This is a genomic window from Pseudomonas sp. MMS21 TM103 (assembly GCF_022132145.1).
Taxonomy (GTDB): Bacteria; Pseudomonadota; Gammaproteobacteria; order Pseudomonadales; family Pseudomonadaceae; genus Aquipseudomonas.
The window spans coordinates 35,057-48,551 of sequence record NZ_JAJISP010000005.1 but is presented as its reverse complement, the minus strand read 5'-3'; the positions used below and the strand labels follow the sequence as shown (position 1 = coordinate 48,551).

At 60.7% G+C, this 13,495-nt stretch carries 9 protein-coding genes; 2 read left to right on the top strand and 7 right to left on the bottom strand.

Translation table 11 applies throughout. From position 1 onward, the window contains the following. Positions 1 to 134 precede the first annotated feature (134 nt). Positions 135 to 1,325, bottom strand: a complete 1,191-nt coding sequence (locus LJY18_RS15700) for an MFS transporter (protein ID WP_238042741.1) — start codon at positions 1,323 to 1,325, stop codon at positions 135 to 137. 321 nt (positions 1,326 to 1,646) lie between these two features. Between LJY18_RS15700 and LJY18_RS15695 the strand changes: the two genes are divergently transcribed. Continuing rightward, entirely contained in the window at positions 1,647 to 1,886 is a 240-nt protein-coding gene (locus LJY18_RS15695; RefSeq protein ID WP_238042740.1) for a hypothetical protein, read from the top strand. Between the two features lie 240 nt (positions 1,887 to 2,126). On the opposite strand, the gene LJY18_RS15690 is transcribed toward LJY18_RS15695, so the two are convergent. Genes LJY18_RS15690 through LJY18_RS15675 form a run of 4 tightly spaced genes read right to left on the bottom strand, consistent with a single transcriptional unit; the run spans position 2,127 to position 11,109 of the window. Continuing rightward, positions 2,127 to 7,895, bottom strand: coding sequence for an EAL domain-containing protein (locus LJY18_RS15690; RefSeq protein WP_238042739.1), 5,769 nt, complete (start codon positions 7,893 to 7,895; stop codon positions 2,127 to 2,129). 43 nt (positions 7,896 to 7,938) lie between these two features. Continuing rightward, on the bottom strand, positions 7,939 to 8,481 hold the full coding sequence (locus tag LJY18_RS15685) for a response regulator (RefSeq protein WP_238042738.1): 543 nt from the start codon (positions 8,479 to 8,481) through the stop codon (positions 7,939 to 7,941). Then, positions 8,478 to 9,821 (bottom strand): HD domain-containing phosphohydrolase, encoded by a 1,344-nt coding sequence (locus LJY18_RS15680; protein ID WP_238042737.1) that lies wholly within the window; start codon positions 9,819 to 9,821, stop codon positions 8,478 to 8,480. Before LJY18_RS15680 ends, LJY18_RS15685 begins: the two co-directional genes overlap by 4 nt. After that, the gene (locus LJY18_RS15675; RefSeq protein WP_238042736.1) at positions 9,814 to 11,109 is read right to left on the bottom strand and encodes an ATP-binding protein; all 1,296 of its coding nucleotides are present in this window, start codon (positions 11,107 to 11,109) and stop codon (positions 9,814 to 9,816) included. The genes LJY18_RS15680 and LJY18_RS15675 overlap by 8 nt, the downstream gene beginning before the upstream one ends. Before the next feature lie 157 nt (positions 11,110 to 11,266). On the opposite strand from LJY18_RS15675, the gene LJY18_RS15670 reads away from it, so the two are divergent. Next, positions 11,267 to 11,965: a DUF6901 family protein gene (locus tag LJY18_RS15670; RefSeq protein WP_238042735.1), complete on the top strand. Its 699-nt coding sequence runs from the start codon at positions 11,267 to 11,269 to the stop codon at positions 11,963 to 11,965. Between the two features lie 100 nt (positions 11,966 to 12,065). On the opposite strand, the gene LJY18_RS15665 is transcribed toward LJY18_RS15670, so the two are convergent. Further along, positions 12,066 to 12,884 (bottom strand): ion transporter, encoded by an 819-nt coding sequence (locus LJY18_RS15665; protein WP_238042734.1) that lies wholly within the window; start codon positions 12,882 to 12,884, stop codon positions 12,066 to 12,068. A gap of 2 nt (positions 12,885 to 12,886) precedes the next feature. Further along, positions 12,887 to 13,435, bottom strand: coding sequence for an adenine phosphoribosyltransferase (locus tag LJY18_RS15660; RefSeq protein WP_238042733.1), 549 nt, complete (start codon positions 13,433 to 13,435; stop codon positions 12,887 to 12,889). Between the last annotated feature and the right edge of the window lie 60 nt (positions 13,436 to 13,495).

Sequence of the window (13,495 nt, the reverse complement as noted above, 5' to 3'; positions counted from 1 at the left end):
CGTCCGACGATACAGCAAAGGCATGACGGTTGTCTGGCCGCGAATTGGCCCGGTTTGTTCAGGGCTGGCGTGGATTTCCGACTGACAGTACTGGCCACGGCAACGACCTGTGGCGAGCAGGACGGGTTGCATCCTCATTGACCAATCCGTCTGAGCCCGAGCAGGAACAGAGCGGCGGCAGCCAGGCCGGCGCCGGCATAGAAGGTCGCGGCGGCGCCATAGGACTGCCACAGCCAGCCGGCCGTCGCGCTGGCCAGTAGTACGGCGATACCGCTGACCAGATTGAACAGACCAAAGGCGCTGCCTTTGAGATCGGCTGGTGTGGTATCCGCCACCAGCGCTGCCAGAATGCCCTGGCTGAAGCCCATATGCAGGCCCCATAGGGCGACGCCGAACATAACTGTGATGACCGATTCAGCGTAGGCCAGCAGTAGATCGGCGAGGATCAGCAGCAGCAAGCTGGCACCCAGCAACGTGCTGCGGTCGATGCGATCCGACCACTGGCCCGCCGGGTAGGCCGAGAGCATGTAGAACGCGGCCATCACCACCATGACGAGGGGCACCCAGGCGAGGGGGAGGCCCAGCTGCGCGGCGCGCAGCAGCAGAAAGGCTTCGCTGAAGCGGGCCAGGGTGAAGACCGCGCCTATGCCGACCACCCACCAGAATCCCTGGGAGAACAGCGCTAAGGATTTCAGTCGCACAGGCGAGTGCAACGGCAGGGCATGCGCTGGCCGTGCCGGTTCGCGGACACCGGTCCAGAGCACTGCCACCGCCAGCAGTGCGGGGATCGGCGCAAACCACAGCACCAGGGTGATGTCCCCGCTGAACCAGAGCATCAGCAGGATCGCCAGGATCGGCCCGAGAAAGGCACCTGCAGTATCCATCGACTGACGCAGGCCGAAGCAGGCGCCGCGGCTAGCGGCCGGGGCCACGTCGGCGATCAATGCATCGCGCGGAGCGCCACGAATGCCCTTGCCGATTCTGTCCAGCAAGCGCGCGGTGAAAACCGTTTCCGCCGATCCGGCCAAGGGAAACAACGGTTTGCTCAGCGCGGCAAGGCCGTAGCCGAACAGCAGCAAACCTTTGCGTCGGCCGATGAAGTCGCTGAGCGCGCCGGAAAACACCTTGACCAGCAACGCGCTAGCCTCGGCGAGCCCTTCGATCAGCCCGACAGTAAGCATGCTGGCGCCCAGCGTACCCACTAGAAACAGCGGCAGCAGGCTGTGTACCAACTCCGATGACATATCCATGAACAGGCTGACAAATCCCAGCGCCCAGATCGTGCGCGGGATGCCATGGGCGGTTTTGACTGCAAATGTTGGCATGCTGCTGCTTCCTGGGAATCTGGTGCGTCCCGATGGCTGCCGTTTGTGGCCATCTTCAGCCTTGAACAAGGCGACGACATGCCTGTCGTGCCAGACCAAGCCGTACTAGTCTATTCACAGATTTGGCCAGCAAGGGGATGCCGGGAGCTGGTGAAAAAACTCTCGCCTCCTGCGGCCGACTTCAAACGCACTGTCCTGCGCCTTGCCGAGAACGCCTTGAGCCGGCATCGTGACAGCATTCGATGTTTTCACAGCCTCTGCACCCATGAGGCTGTCAGGTGAGTTCACTGCCAGTAAGGCAGGATGACATGGAGTACGCCAATGGTCAGTCATGACAATTCCGACATTTCCCTTGAAGACCTGGCGCTCGAACCCCTTGCTGAGCAAGTCGGCGAGGAGGTGAGCAAGGGTCGAGCAAAGTACCAGATCGATACGCGCAGTGGCGGCGAACGCCGTAAAGCGCAGGAGCGCCGCGCCGATATCCGCTTCCAGGAAGAACGACGGAGTAACAAGGATCGCCGCGTCGGCAGCAATCCCTGGGCGCCGGGCGTGGATATCTGATTTCAGCAGCAGATGATTTGTATACCAGAGTCTGTGCTTGGCGCCTTGCCCAGCACCGTGCTGGATGAAGTCCGGGCAAGCCCTATGCCTGCAGACTGCCCCGAATTGCTTGCAGGCTCCTCGCCGAGGGTGCTCGCATCTTCTTGGCGAATGGTGGTTGGCTGCCGCTAGCGAAGGGCAGGAAGCCCTGCTGGCCCGCGTGGCCAGCCATGGGTTCGGTGAAGCCATTCTGGCGCACTGTCAGTCTATTCGGAGCCATGGATTATCTGCTGGCGCTGGCGCTGAGTAGTCGTCTTTTGGCTGGGCCAGTACCTGGTGCTGGAACGCCTGGGCGACAGTGGCTCGCAATTGCGCGTCGTCCCAAGGTTTGGTGAGGAACTTGTAGATGGCGCCCTGGTTGATCGCCTCGGTCACCGATGTCAGGTCGGTATAGCCGGAGAGCACGATGCGGATGGTATCTGGATAGAGGTCCTTGACTTGGCTGAAGAACGCGGTGCCGTTCATTTCCGGCATGCGCTGGTCGGAAATGATGACTTGTACCTCGTGCTTTGCCAGGAGGGCGAAGGCATCTTGTGCCCGGCTCGCAGTAAGGATTTTATAACCGTCGCGCCTGAGTACCCGGGTCAGGGCACGCAGAATATTCTCTTCGTCATCGAGCAGTAGCAGGGTCTGTGTGCCGTTTTCGGCAACACCGCCTGGTGCTGGCAGGCGATGCTGGGCGCGCTGCTGCTGAAGATAATGTTTCAGCGTTGCCAGCGGAATGGGTTTGGCGAAGTAGTAGCCCTGGAATTCATCGCAGTGGCTTTTCTTCAGGAAGGCGACCTGCTCCTCGGTTTCCACGCCTTCGGCGATCACCTTGAGCTTCAGGTGGTGGGCCATGGAAATGATGCCTTGGGTGATCGCCGCATCATGCCGGTCGCTGATCACGTCCTGGATGAAGGAGCGGTCGATCTTGACCTTGCCGATGGGCAGGCGCTTGAGGTAGTTGAGGCTGGAGAAGCCGGTGCCGAAGTCATCGAGGGCAATGCGTACGCCTAGGTCTCTCAGGGCGTGCAGGGTGAAGATGGCTCTGTCGGCATTAGCCAACAACACGGTTTCGGTGATTTCCAGCTCTAGCAGTTCTGCCGGCAACTGGGCCTGGGCGAGACTGCTGCGCACGAACTCGACGAAGTTGGCGCGTTGGAACTGCACGGGGGAAATGTTCACGGCCATCACCGCACCATCGAACCCTTGATCGAGCAGCAAACGGGCATCGCGGCAGGCGGTTTTGAGCACCCACTCGCTGAGCGGAATGATCTGTCCGGTATCCTCGGCTATGGGCACGAATTGCGCCGGCGAAATGAATCCCTGCTCGGCATGCTGCCAGCGCAACAGCGCCTCGTAACCAATCACCCGGCCACTGCGGCTGTCGATCTGCGGCTGGTAGTAGAGTTCGAAGGCTTCGGTGTCGATGGCTTTCTGTATCTGGTTGCGCAAGGTCACCCGCTCGCTGACCTTCTGGTTGAGATCCTCGGTATACCATTGATAGTTGTTGCGGCCTTGCTGCTTGGCTTTGTACATGGCCAGGTCGGCCTGCTGGATCAGTTGCATGGGCTGCTCGATGCTGCCGTCGTTGAGCGTGATGCCGATGCTTGCGGTGATGTGCAGATCGACGCCGCCGACCGTGTAGGGCCGTGCGATGCTCTCCATGATCCGGTCTGTTACCAGTAGCACGTCCTCTTCGCGGGCCAGGTCCGGCAGGATAACGATGAACTCGTCGCCACCAAGACGCGCCACGGTGTCGCCTGGACGTACCTGCAGGTTCATGCGTTGCGCCACTTCGATCAGGATCAGGTCGCCGGCACCGTGACCCATGCTGTCGTTGATCGGCTTGAAACCATCCAGGTCGATGAACATCACCGCCAGGCTGCGCTTGTAGCGGCGGCTGATCTGGCAACCCTGGCTCAGGCGATCCTCCAGCAGCGAACGGTTGGGCAGGCCGGTGAGAACATCATGGCTGGCGTTGTAGGCCAGTTCGGATTCGTAGCGTTTCTGCTCGGAAATATCGCTCTGTACGCCGATGAAGTGGGTGATGTTTCCCTCTTCATCAGGCACTGGGGCGATATACAGGTCGTTCCAGAATGGCGTGCCGTCCTTGCGAAAGTTGCGCAGGACCACGTGGGTATCGCGCTTTTCCGCCAGGCCCTGGCGAATTTCGGTAATGCCCGCTTGAGCGTGTTCAGACCCTTGGAGAAAGCGGCAATTTCGACCGATGACTTCTGCCGCGCTATAGCCAGTGATGCGCTCAAAGGCCGGGTTGACGTAGATGATCGGCTGGTCTTCGGCCAGCGCATCGCAGACCAGCGCACCGTTGTAGCTGGCTTCCAGGCTGCGCTTGAGCAGGCGCAGTTGCTTGTCCGCCTCCTTCTGCGCGGTGATGTCGCGAAAGGCGACCACCCAGCCCTGGGGGGCATCGTCATCGAGCAGGGGGGCGCTGTCGTAGGCGATATGACGCTCGCCCTGCGCTGTCAGCGACAGACTGATCTCACCGTGGTAACTGCTGGTTCGTTCGTTATGTTCGCTGTCGTTGAGTGCCAGTGGCAGGAAGCTCGCCAGGGCCTGGCCCAGCAGCGTTTGGGCCGGTTGGCCGAGCAGTTCGGCAGCTGTAGGGTTGACGAAGCTCAGCAGGCCCTGGCGATCTACGGCAAGCAGGCCCTCGGCAATGCTGTTGGTGATCGCCGAGGTGAACTCCAGCTGGGTTTTCAGGCGTCGCTCGCCGGTGATCACTGCTTGCATCAGGCGGTTATTCTCCAATACCGCCACTGCCATCTGAGCAAACTGCTGGGCAATCGCCAAGTCGTCCGGGTTGAATTCGCCGGCGTATTTGTCCGATAACTGCAACAGGCCGAAATGGGTTCCGCTATGGTCGCTCAGGGGCACGGCCAGCAAGCCGCGCATGGGCAGTTGGTGCTTGTCGGCGCTGCTTAGCTCAGGCCAGCACGGGTGCTGTTCCAGTTCTGCCTGGCTCAGCAGGATCGGCTGATTGGTCTCGCCGGTCAGGGTGCGGATTGCGCTGTCACCGAACGGGGTGCTGGCGTCATGCCAGGCCGCGTACTTTTCCGAGAGCGAGACGGCGTTGATCGACAGTGTCCAGTTGTTGCCCCGGTTCAGGCTCATGGCCGACTGATGTGCGCCGAGCAGCAAGCGCAGGCGTTCGCTCATGTAGTCCAACAGCGATTGGGTGCCCATGATGCTGTTGATGTTGACGGCGGTTTCACTCAGGCCGCGCAGCAGTTCGGCCTGGTGTTCGGAGTGCTGCAACGCTTCGCGCAGGGCGCGGGTCATGCGGTTACGTTCGCCGATGTCCTTGGCGATGCCGAACACTCCGACGATCTGCTCGTCGATGATGATCGGCAGGTTGGTGATGTCCACTTCCACTAGTTGCCCATCACTGTTGCGGCAGCGGACTTCGTAACTTTGGGTGCCTCCGCTGCTGGCAGAGTCGATGTAGTCCTGGACCAGTGCCAGGTCTTCGTGGTGTACCAGCATCGACATGTGTTGTCCGAGCAGTTGCGCTTCGCTGTAGCCCGATAGCTGGCAGCCCGCCTGGTTCATGCTTTCGAAATTGCCCTTCAGGTCGAACGAGAACACCGGGTTGGGGTTGAAGGTGAACAGTGAGCGGTAGCGCTGTTCGCTTGCCTGCAGGCGCAGGCGGTCGTGCTGGCGTTCGATGGCGATGGCGGCCAGCTGGCCAACGGTGGCCATCAGTTGCAGATGGTTGTCGTTTGGGCTGCCGGGTTGGTGGCTGTAGATGGCGAAGGTGCCGAGTACATCGCCGTGGTGGGAGATCAGCGGGATCGACCAGCAGGCACGCAGGTCATGCTCCAAGGCAATGTCACGAAACTCATGCCACAGCGGGTCGCTGTCGATGTCTTCGACGATGACCACTTGGCGGCGATACACGGCGGTGCCGCAAGAGCCGACACTGGGGCCGATGGCGATGCCATGCATTGCCTGGTTGAAACGGTCTGGCAGGCTCGGCGTAGCACCATGAATCAGGTGTTTCTGCTCCTTATCGACCAGTAACACCGAGCACAATGTCTCAGGGGCCTGCGATTGGGCCAGCAGGCAGATGGTTTTGAGAATCTCCGGCAGCGCTTGGTCGGTGGAGATCATGCTGAGAATGTCGCGCTGATCCTCGGCGTAGGCTTCGTTGTACACCAGACGGGTGACGTCGTGGGCCACGGCAAACAGGGTGCGGTCGTTCTCCGACCAGCCGGCGGACCAGAGCAGGTGGACAATGCTGCCATCCTTGCGGCGAGAGCTGTTGCGAAAGCCGTGATGGGATTCGCCCGCCATGATGGCGTCGACCGTGGCCTGAGTACGTTCGCGGTCTTCGGGCGCGATGAATTGCAAGTAGGGGCGCCCGATCAACTCTTCTGGCGAGTAGCCGAGCACCTTACTGGCGGACGGGCTGAGTTGGGTGAAGCAGCCTTGGGCATCGATCGAGCAGAGCACGTCCATGGAGTAGTCCATGATCCGTTGATTGAGTGCCTGCAGTTCGGCCTGGCGGCGCAGGCTCTGCTCAAGCACCCGGTTACTCTGCTGCAGGTGCTTCGAGTGCTCGATGGCCAGAAGGGCCAGGCGTTGACTGACCATGATGACGAGGCTGAAGGCCAGGCCGAACAGCACCACGATCCCGGGCAAGTGGTCGGTGGTCCGGCTGGTCGTACTGGCGTCTTGGTAGCTGACCAGCTGCCAGTTGTTGGCGGTCGGCCCGAGCATCTTGCTGGCCCCGGTCTCGCTGGGCGGGGAGCCGGTGTTGTCGAACAGCAAATGCTCGCCTTGATAGACCTGTATGCCGTTGTCATTCGGCTCCCTGCCCAGGCCGTCCTGCAGGGTGCGGGTGAGGTCCAGGCCGGCTACCAGCGTCCAGGCAGGCTTGTTCGGCAAGGTCAGGTGGATTGCTATCAGTCCCTGCGGTTGGGTGGCGAGGTCATATGCCTCGCTCATGTGTGGCTTGCCGTCCTGGGGCAGGTGCTCTAGCCAGGCGCGCGGGTTGGCTTGGCTGAGCAGGGTGGTCAGCCGTTCGGTATCTGCAAGGCTGCGGCCAAGCAGCCGTTGGGGGCGCAGGTGCTCATCGAACAGGGCAATCACCCCGATATCGGCAAAATCGCGCAGAGTGTTGCGGCTCTCTTGTTGCCATTGGGCGTGAGTGGGCAGATTCTCGTTGACTGTCCAATGTTCCGCTGTGCGCTGGATCAGCGAGAGACGAGTAACCAGGGTGTTGGTGATCGCGTTCTGTTGGTTGACCAGCCGCAGTTCGCTTTGTCGGCTGTTCGATTCGATGTTCTGCACACTGAGCAGATACCAGACGCTGCAGGTGATGAGGGTGCCGAGGGCGCCGATCAGGATGGTGCTGCGCAGGAGCAAGTGGTTGCGCTCAGCAGGCAGTCGAGTGAGGAAAAGCAGCGCAAGGCTGGTGGACAAGGCGAACAGATTGGCCGGGCGGCTGATGCTGGTGTTGAAACCCAGGCGCCAGGCATCGAACTCCGGCAGCCAGGATGACAGCAGCGACAGGCCGGCCAGCGCCAACGCGAGTGCTACGCATCCGACCATACAGCTCAGGCGCTTGCTTTTGCTGCCCAACTGGCTGCTCAGCAGGCCAATGGCGAGCACGCTGAATAGCAGGGCCAGAGGGCTGCGCATGCGCTGATAAGCGCTGATCAGCGATTGGCCTTGCTCCGAGCTGCCGCTTAGCAGGTTGTGCGCCAGACTGTAGAGCGCCATCCCAAGCAGCAGGCTGAGGGTCAATTTGGCCAGTCGAGGCTTCTGCTGGATGCAGCCCAGGAGTCCAAACCCGAGCAACAGCCCGGCCAGGGCGCTGTCCGGCAGGAGCACAATCTGGGCCGTATTGGGCTGCCACCAGAACAGGTAATCCAGCAGGCTGATGCCGCTGAGGGCCAGAATGCAGAAGGCCAGAATATGCAGATAGGCCTGGTAGATCAGATGGCGGGTCTTGATGTCCATCCTCGCGTCCTTATCGATCTGCGCTGGGTAGCGCGGATGATCATCAGTTGGCTTGTGCGTCGTCCAGCTCGTCGATCAGCACGGAACCATCGCTGTCGCGGCGTACTCGGGTAAGGCCTGGATGTTCGACTTCCAGGCGCAGCAATTCCTGTTGCTGGCGATCAATGGCGCTTTGCTGCTGGCGCACCTGCATCAGCAAGCGCTGGTTTTCATCGCGCAGGAGAAACAGATCGATGGCGCCGCGCAAAGCGACTTCGATCTCGAAGTCTTCCCAGGGCTTGGAGATGAAGCGGTAGACCTCAGCCTGGTTGATCGCCTGCATCATCAAATTGCGGTCGCAATGGCCGGTCAGCAATATGCGCATGGCATTGGGCTGACGCTGCTTGGCAAATTGCAAATAGGTGACGCCGTCCAGGTGCGGCATCTTGAAGTCGGAGACGATCACCGCGTATTCATGCTCGGTCAGCGCATCCAGGGCCTCCTGTACGTCGCTGAAGGCATGCACTTCCCAGTCGTGAGGGCGCAGCACCCGCTGCAGTGCCTTGAGAATCTGCGGTTCGTCATCCAGCAGTTGAATCTTGATCATGGCGTCTTCTCCGTGGCGAGCGTGGCATCCTCGGCGGTGCGGACAAACAGAGTGTAGTGGCCACTTTCACTGGCCTCGAAGGCGAGCAGCTTGTCGATCAAAAGCGTGGTCAGCGGTTTGCCCTCATTGAGCAACAGCATGCCATTGTCGGCGTGCAGGTTGCGCGCCAGCACCATGCCAGGCTCGAGGCGACGGGTATCCAGGGCGAGAATGCTCGGGTCAGCGAGGGTGATGTCCGGTGCCAGTTCGGTGCAGAGGCTGATGAATTGCTCGCACAACTGCGGATCGTAGAGGCGTCCGCTGTATTTATTGATCAGCAGCAGGGCTTCATCGCGGCTCAATCGGCGCTCGAGAATGCTACCGCGCTGCAATTCGATGAAATCCACGGCCAGTTTCAGCAGGCGTGAGCCAAAGGGCGTGGCTTCGCCCTTGAGGTGGTCGGGGAAGCCGCTGCCGTCCCAGCGCTCCTGGTGATGACGGATCAGGCGGGCCGCATCCTGCAGCGGTTCCAGGGTCATCAGCAGGTTCTCACCCTGAACCGGGTATTGTCGGTAGCGGTCGCGCTCCTGCTTGTAGAGCAGGTCGGCAGGGCGGCTGAGCAGTTGATCGTCCCAGGTCAGCTTGCCGATGTTGTAGAGCGCGGCGGCCATGGTCAGGTCGTTACTGGGGGCTGCGTCGAGGCCGTGCAATTCGGCGTAGGCGCGAACCAGGGCAATGATTTGAGTATTGGTCTGCTTGTCCTTGGGGATGCGCTGGTTGACCAGGCTGGAGAACACCTCGGTTGCCGTGACATAGCTGCGCTTGAGCTCCTCGTATGCCAGGTCGAGCATGTCTGCGGTCTGCTCCAGCTCGGCGGTGCGCGCCATGACCCGCTGTTCCAGGGTTTCGTTGAGTTCCTGCAGGCGCTGGTTCTGTTCCAGGCTCAGCGCTTCCAGGCGCTCACGCTCGCGCTCCGAGTGCTGGTAGGCCAGGGCCTGGCGAATGGTCAGGCGCAGTTCGTCGTCGTCCCAGGGCTTGCTGATGTAGCGGTAGATCTGCCCTTGATTGATGGCGCGGATGGTGGTGCTGATGTCGGCATAGCCGGTGAGCAGGATGCGTATGCTCGAGGGCCAGTGCTTCTGCACTTCGGCCAGCAGGGCCGCGCCATCCATGCCCGGCATGCGGGCGTCTGAAATAACCAGGTCGATTGGTTGGCTGCGCAGTATTTGCAGCGCCTGCTCGCCGCCGTTGGCGATCTGCACGTTGTAGGCTTCGCCCCTGAGCACTCGGCGCAGGCTGCTGAGAATGTTCTCTTCGTCGTCGACCAGAAGGACGTTGGCGATACTGTTCGGTTCATTCATGGTGTACAGCGTCCTCCGTGACCTGTGGCTGTGCTGGCTGCCGGGCCGGTAACCAGACTCGGAAGCGCGTGCCCTGGCCAGGCGTGCTGAAGACCTCTATGCGGCCATTGTGCTTGTTCACGATGTTATAAGACAGCGACAAGCCCAGGCCGGTGCCTTTGCCTACCGGTTTGGTGGTGAAGAAGGGTTCGTAGATACGGTTGAGCAGGTGCGGCGCAATGCCTTGGCCGGAATCCTCCACTTCCAGCCAGACCCAATCGCCTTCGTGCCCGCTGCGCAGGGTAATGCGGCCGAACTGCTCGATGGCGTGGGCGGCGTTGACCAGCAGGTTCATCATGACCTGGTTGATTTGCGAGGGCATGCATTCCACCGCAGGCAGCTGGCCGTAATCCTTGACCACTTCGGCCTTGTACTTGAGCTCGTTGTTGACCACGTTGAGGGTGGTGTCGAGGCCGCGATGCAGGTCGGCGAAGCGGAATTCATCCTCCTCGAAGTGGGAAAAATCCTTGAGCGCGGTAATGATCTTCTTGACCCGCTCGATACCATCCTCGGATTCGCCGATCAGCGCCTCGACATCGCTGCGGATATAGTCATATTCCAAGCTGCGCTTGAGCTGGCGCAACTCCTCCAGACTGACCGCGCCATCCACCGCATCGATGATGCGCAGCAGGTCATGGACGTAACCGGCGAGGGTCTGCAGATTGGAGAATACATAACCGATCGGGTTGTTGATCTCGTGCGCCACGCCCGCAGCGAGCTGGCCGATGGCGGCGAGTTTTTCCGATTGCATGAGCTGGGCATTGGCTTGCCCCAGTTTGGTGATCAGCAATTCCTGCTCGACTTGCTTGTTGCTCAAGGTATGCAGGGCGGCATCCAGCTGCTTGTTGTCGCGGGCGAGTGCGCTGCTGTCGTACAGCAGCAAGCCGAGTAGCGGCTGATCATCGCTGCGCTTGAATGGAAACAGCAGGGTAGTTTGTGGCGTCAACGGGGCCGGTTCCCCGGACATGTCGAATGGCAGATGAATCAGGTAGGGGGGGGCGTGCCACTCGGTGTAGACGTGCTCGCCATGATCGCGGGCCGAGACCAGCATCTTGCTCAGGCAGGGGGTGTCGGCTTCCGGAAAGATCAGGGTTAGCGGCTGTTTTCGCGACCGCTCAAGTGCCTTACCGCTACACTGGCTAACGAAGCTGTTCCAGTGCTGAATACGCAGCTCGGCATCGAGGATGATGACGCCGATTTCGATTCGCTCAACAAGAGCGGAAGCCAATTCACGTTGTCTGCTATCCATGGCGAACTCCGCTTGGCGATCAGGCCGTAAGTTATTTTTTTGCCTGGGTTGCGCTTGGTAATCCGGCCTATAGACTTTATTTTGACGTCGAAATTATGGCGGCGCTGGCCGTTCGCTGCCACACTTATTTCAATCACCCTGCCACTCAGGTTAGCCCATGGTGCAGCCAGCAACGGATGATTCGGTCATCCACTATCACTTCGAGTTTGCCGACGGCCACAGTTGGCAGCACAAGGTTGATTTGGCGGCGCCCTCCGGCGCGCCAGACGCTGATCCTCCAGACTGGGCACGCCTTGAATTCCAGCAATGCGGACATTGCCCGCTGCGTGATGCAGACACGCCCTACTGTCCCTTCGCCGTAGCATTGGTCAAGCCTGTCGAGGTGCTGGCGCAAATGCCATCCTATGAGGAGGTGGCTGTGCGTGTGCTGTGGCGCGGCCGGGATATCCGTCAGCGAACCTCGTTGCAGCGTGCTTTCGGTTCGCTGCTTGGTGTGCTTGGCGCCGCCTCGGGCTGTCCGCACACGCGACAACTCAAAGCCATGGCCTGGTTCCATCTGCCGTTCAGCGGTACCGACGAAACCCTGTACCGGGTGTTCGGCACCTATTTGCTTGGGCAATACCTGCGCCAGCAGCGAGGCATGAGTGCGGACTGGTCGCTGACCGACTTGCGTGAGGTGTATCGCAACTTGCGCATGGTCAATCTGGGTATGACGGCGCGATTACGCGCCGCGGCCGGCGAAGATTCGGGGCCCAATGGCATGATCCTGCTCGACCTGCTGGCGGCCGACACCCTGTATTCGCTGGATCAGTACGAGGGTGAGCTGGATCGTTTCTTCGAGGCGTTTTTCGAGTAAGCCCGAGCTGGTAGAGGCAGCCGCTTCGTAGGTACCGTCTTGCCTCTCAGCCGGCAAGACGGTAGCTGCTCCATCACCCACTAGTCGCGGGGGCGTTGAGTCAGGGGCGGAGTGCGCGCAGTTCGGCGATGTCTGCGCGCAGGGCTTTCAGTTCATCGAGCAGCAATTGTTCGGTTTTCGAGGGCGGCGCCTGGAGGGCTTCCTGATCGTGGGTGGCTTGCATGGCATTGACCACTACCGCGATGAACAGGTTGAGCATCATGAAGGTGGCGATCAGGATGAAGGGCAGGAAGTACATCCAGGCCAGCGGGAACTGCTCCATCACCGGGCGTACGATACCCATCGACCAGCTTTCCAGGGTCATCACCTGGAACAGGGTATAGAGGCTGGCACCGAGGCTGCCGAACCATTGCGGAAAAGCCTCGCCAAACAGTTGGGTAGCCATTACCGCCGCCACGTAGAACACCAGGCCGAGGAGCATGGCGATGCTGCCCATGCCCGGCAGCGAAGACAGCAGAGCCTGCACCACCCGGCGCATATTCGGGTTGATCGAAATCAGCCGCAACACTCGCAAAACCCTCAGTGCGCGCAGCACGGCGAATGGGCCGCTGGCTGGCACCAGGGCGATGCCCACCACCAGGCAATCGAATACCGCCCAGGGGTCGCGCAGCAGGCCGGCGCCGCGGGCAATGAAGCGCATTGCCAGTTCGAGGATGAATATACCGAGTATCAGCTTGTCCAGTGCCTGCAGCAGGCTGCCCCAGTCGGCCATCAGGCTTGGCGAGGTTTCCATGCCGAGAATTGCCGCATTGAGGATGATCAGGGTGGTCACCAGGCGGGTGATGCCTGGGCTTTCCATCAGTTCGGCCAGGCGCTCGCGCCAAGTGACGTAGCTCGGGGTCAGGGTATTTTCGGGCATGATTAGCGGTCGTCGAGGGCGAAGGCAGTGAGGGTAAAGGTTGGAATGCCAATGTCTTGCAGTTTTTCCGAGCCGCCCAGTTCAGGCAGGTCGATGATCGCGGCGGCTTCATAAATGCTTGCGCCCATGCGCCGTACCAGTTGCGCGGCCGCCAGCAGGGTGCCGCCGGTGGCGATCAGGTCGTCGAACATGAGTATTTGGTCACCTTCGCAGAGGCTGTCGGCGTGCACTTCGAGAAAGGCCTCGCCGTATTCGCTCTGGTAGCTCGCGCGCAGCACTTCGCCTGGCAGTTTGCCCTGCTTGCGAAACAGGATCAGCGGCTTGTTCAGTTCATAGGCCATGATCGAGCCAATCAGGAAGCCACGGGCGTCGAGGGCGCCGATATGGCTGAACTCGGCTTCGACGTAGCGCTGGATAAAGCTGTCGGCGACCATGCGCAGGGCGCGTGGCGATTGCAGCAGCGGGGTGATGTCACGAAAAGTCACCCCGGGCTCGGGAAAGTCGGCGACCGGGCGGATCAAGGTTTTGATACTGAATTCGTCGAAAATCATGGTGAGGCTCCTGTCTCTGCCTGAAGTGAAGGCAAGTCACCAGCGGGTGGCAACCGACGC

Excerpts from the sequence above, each read along its gene's own strand:
- LJY18_RS15700 (WP_238042741.1), bottom strand. The coding sequence starts at position 1,325 with ATGCCAACATTTGCAGTCAAAACCGCCCATGGCATCCCGCGCACGATC.
- LJY18_RS15695 (WP_238042740.1), top strand. The coding sequence starts at position 1,647 with ATGGTCAGTCATGACAATTCCGACATTTCCCTTGAAGACCTGGCGCTC.
- LJY18_RS15690 (WP_238042739.1), bottom strand. The coding sequence starts at position 7,895 with ATGGACATCAAGACCCGCCATCTGATCTACCAGGCCTATCTGCATATT.
- LJY18_RS15685 (WP_238042738.1), bottom strand. The coding sequence starts at position 8,481 with ATGATCAAGATTCAACTGCTGGATGACGAACCGCAGATTCTCAAGGCA.
- LJY18_RS15680 (WP_238042737.1), bottom strand. The coding sequence starts at position 9,821 with ATGAATGAACCGAACAGTATCGCCAACGTCCTTCTGGTCGACGACGAA.
- LJY18_RS15675 (WP_238042736.1), bottom strand. The coding sequence starts at position 11,109 with ATGGATAGCAGACAACGTGAATTGGCTTCCGCTCTTGTTGAGCGAATC.
- LJY18_RS15670 (WP_238042735.1), top strand. The coding sequence starts at position 11,267 with ATGGTGCAGCCAGCAACGGATGATTCGGTCATCCACTATCACTTCGAG.
- LJY18_RS15665 (WP_238042734.1), bottom strand. The coding sequence starts at position 12,884 with ATGCCCGAAAATACCCTGACCCCGAGCTACGTCACTTGGCGCGAGCGC.
- LJY18_RS15660 (WP_238042733.1), bottom strand. The coding sequence starts at position 13,435 with ATGATTTTCGACGAATTCAGTATCAAAACCTTGATCCGCCCGGTCGCC.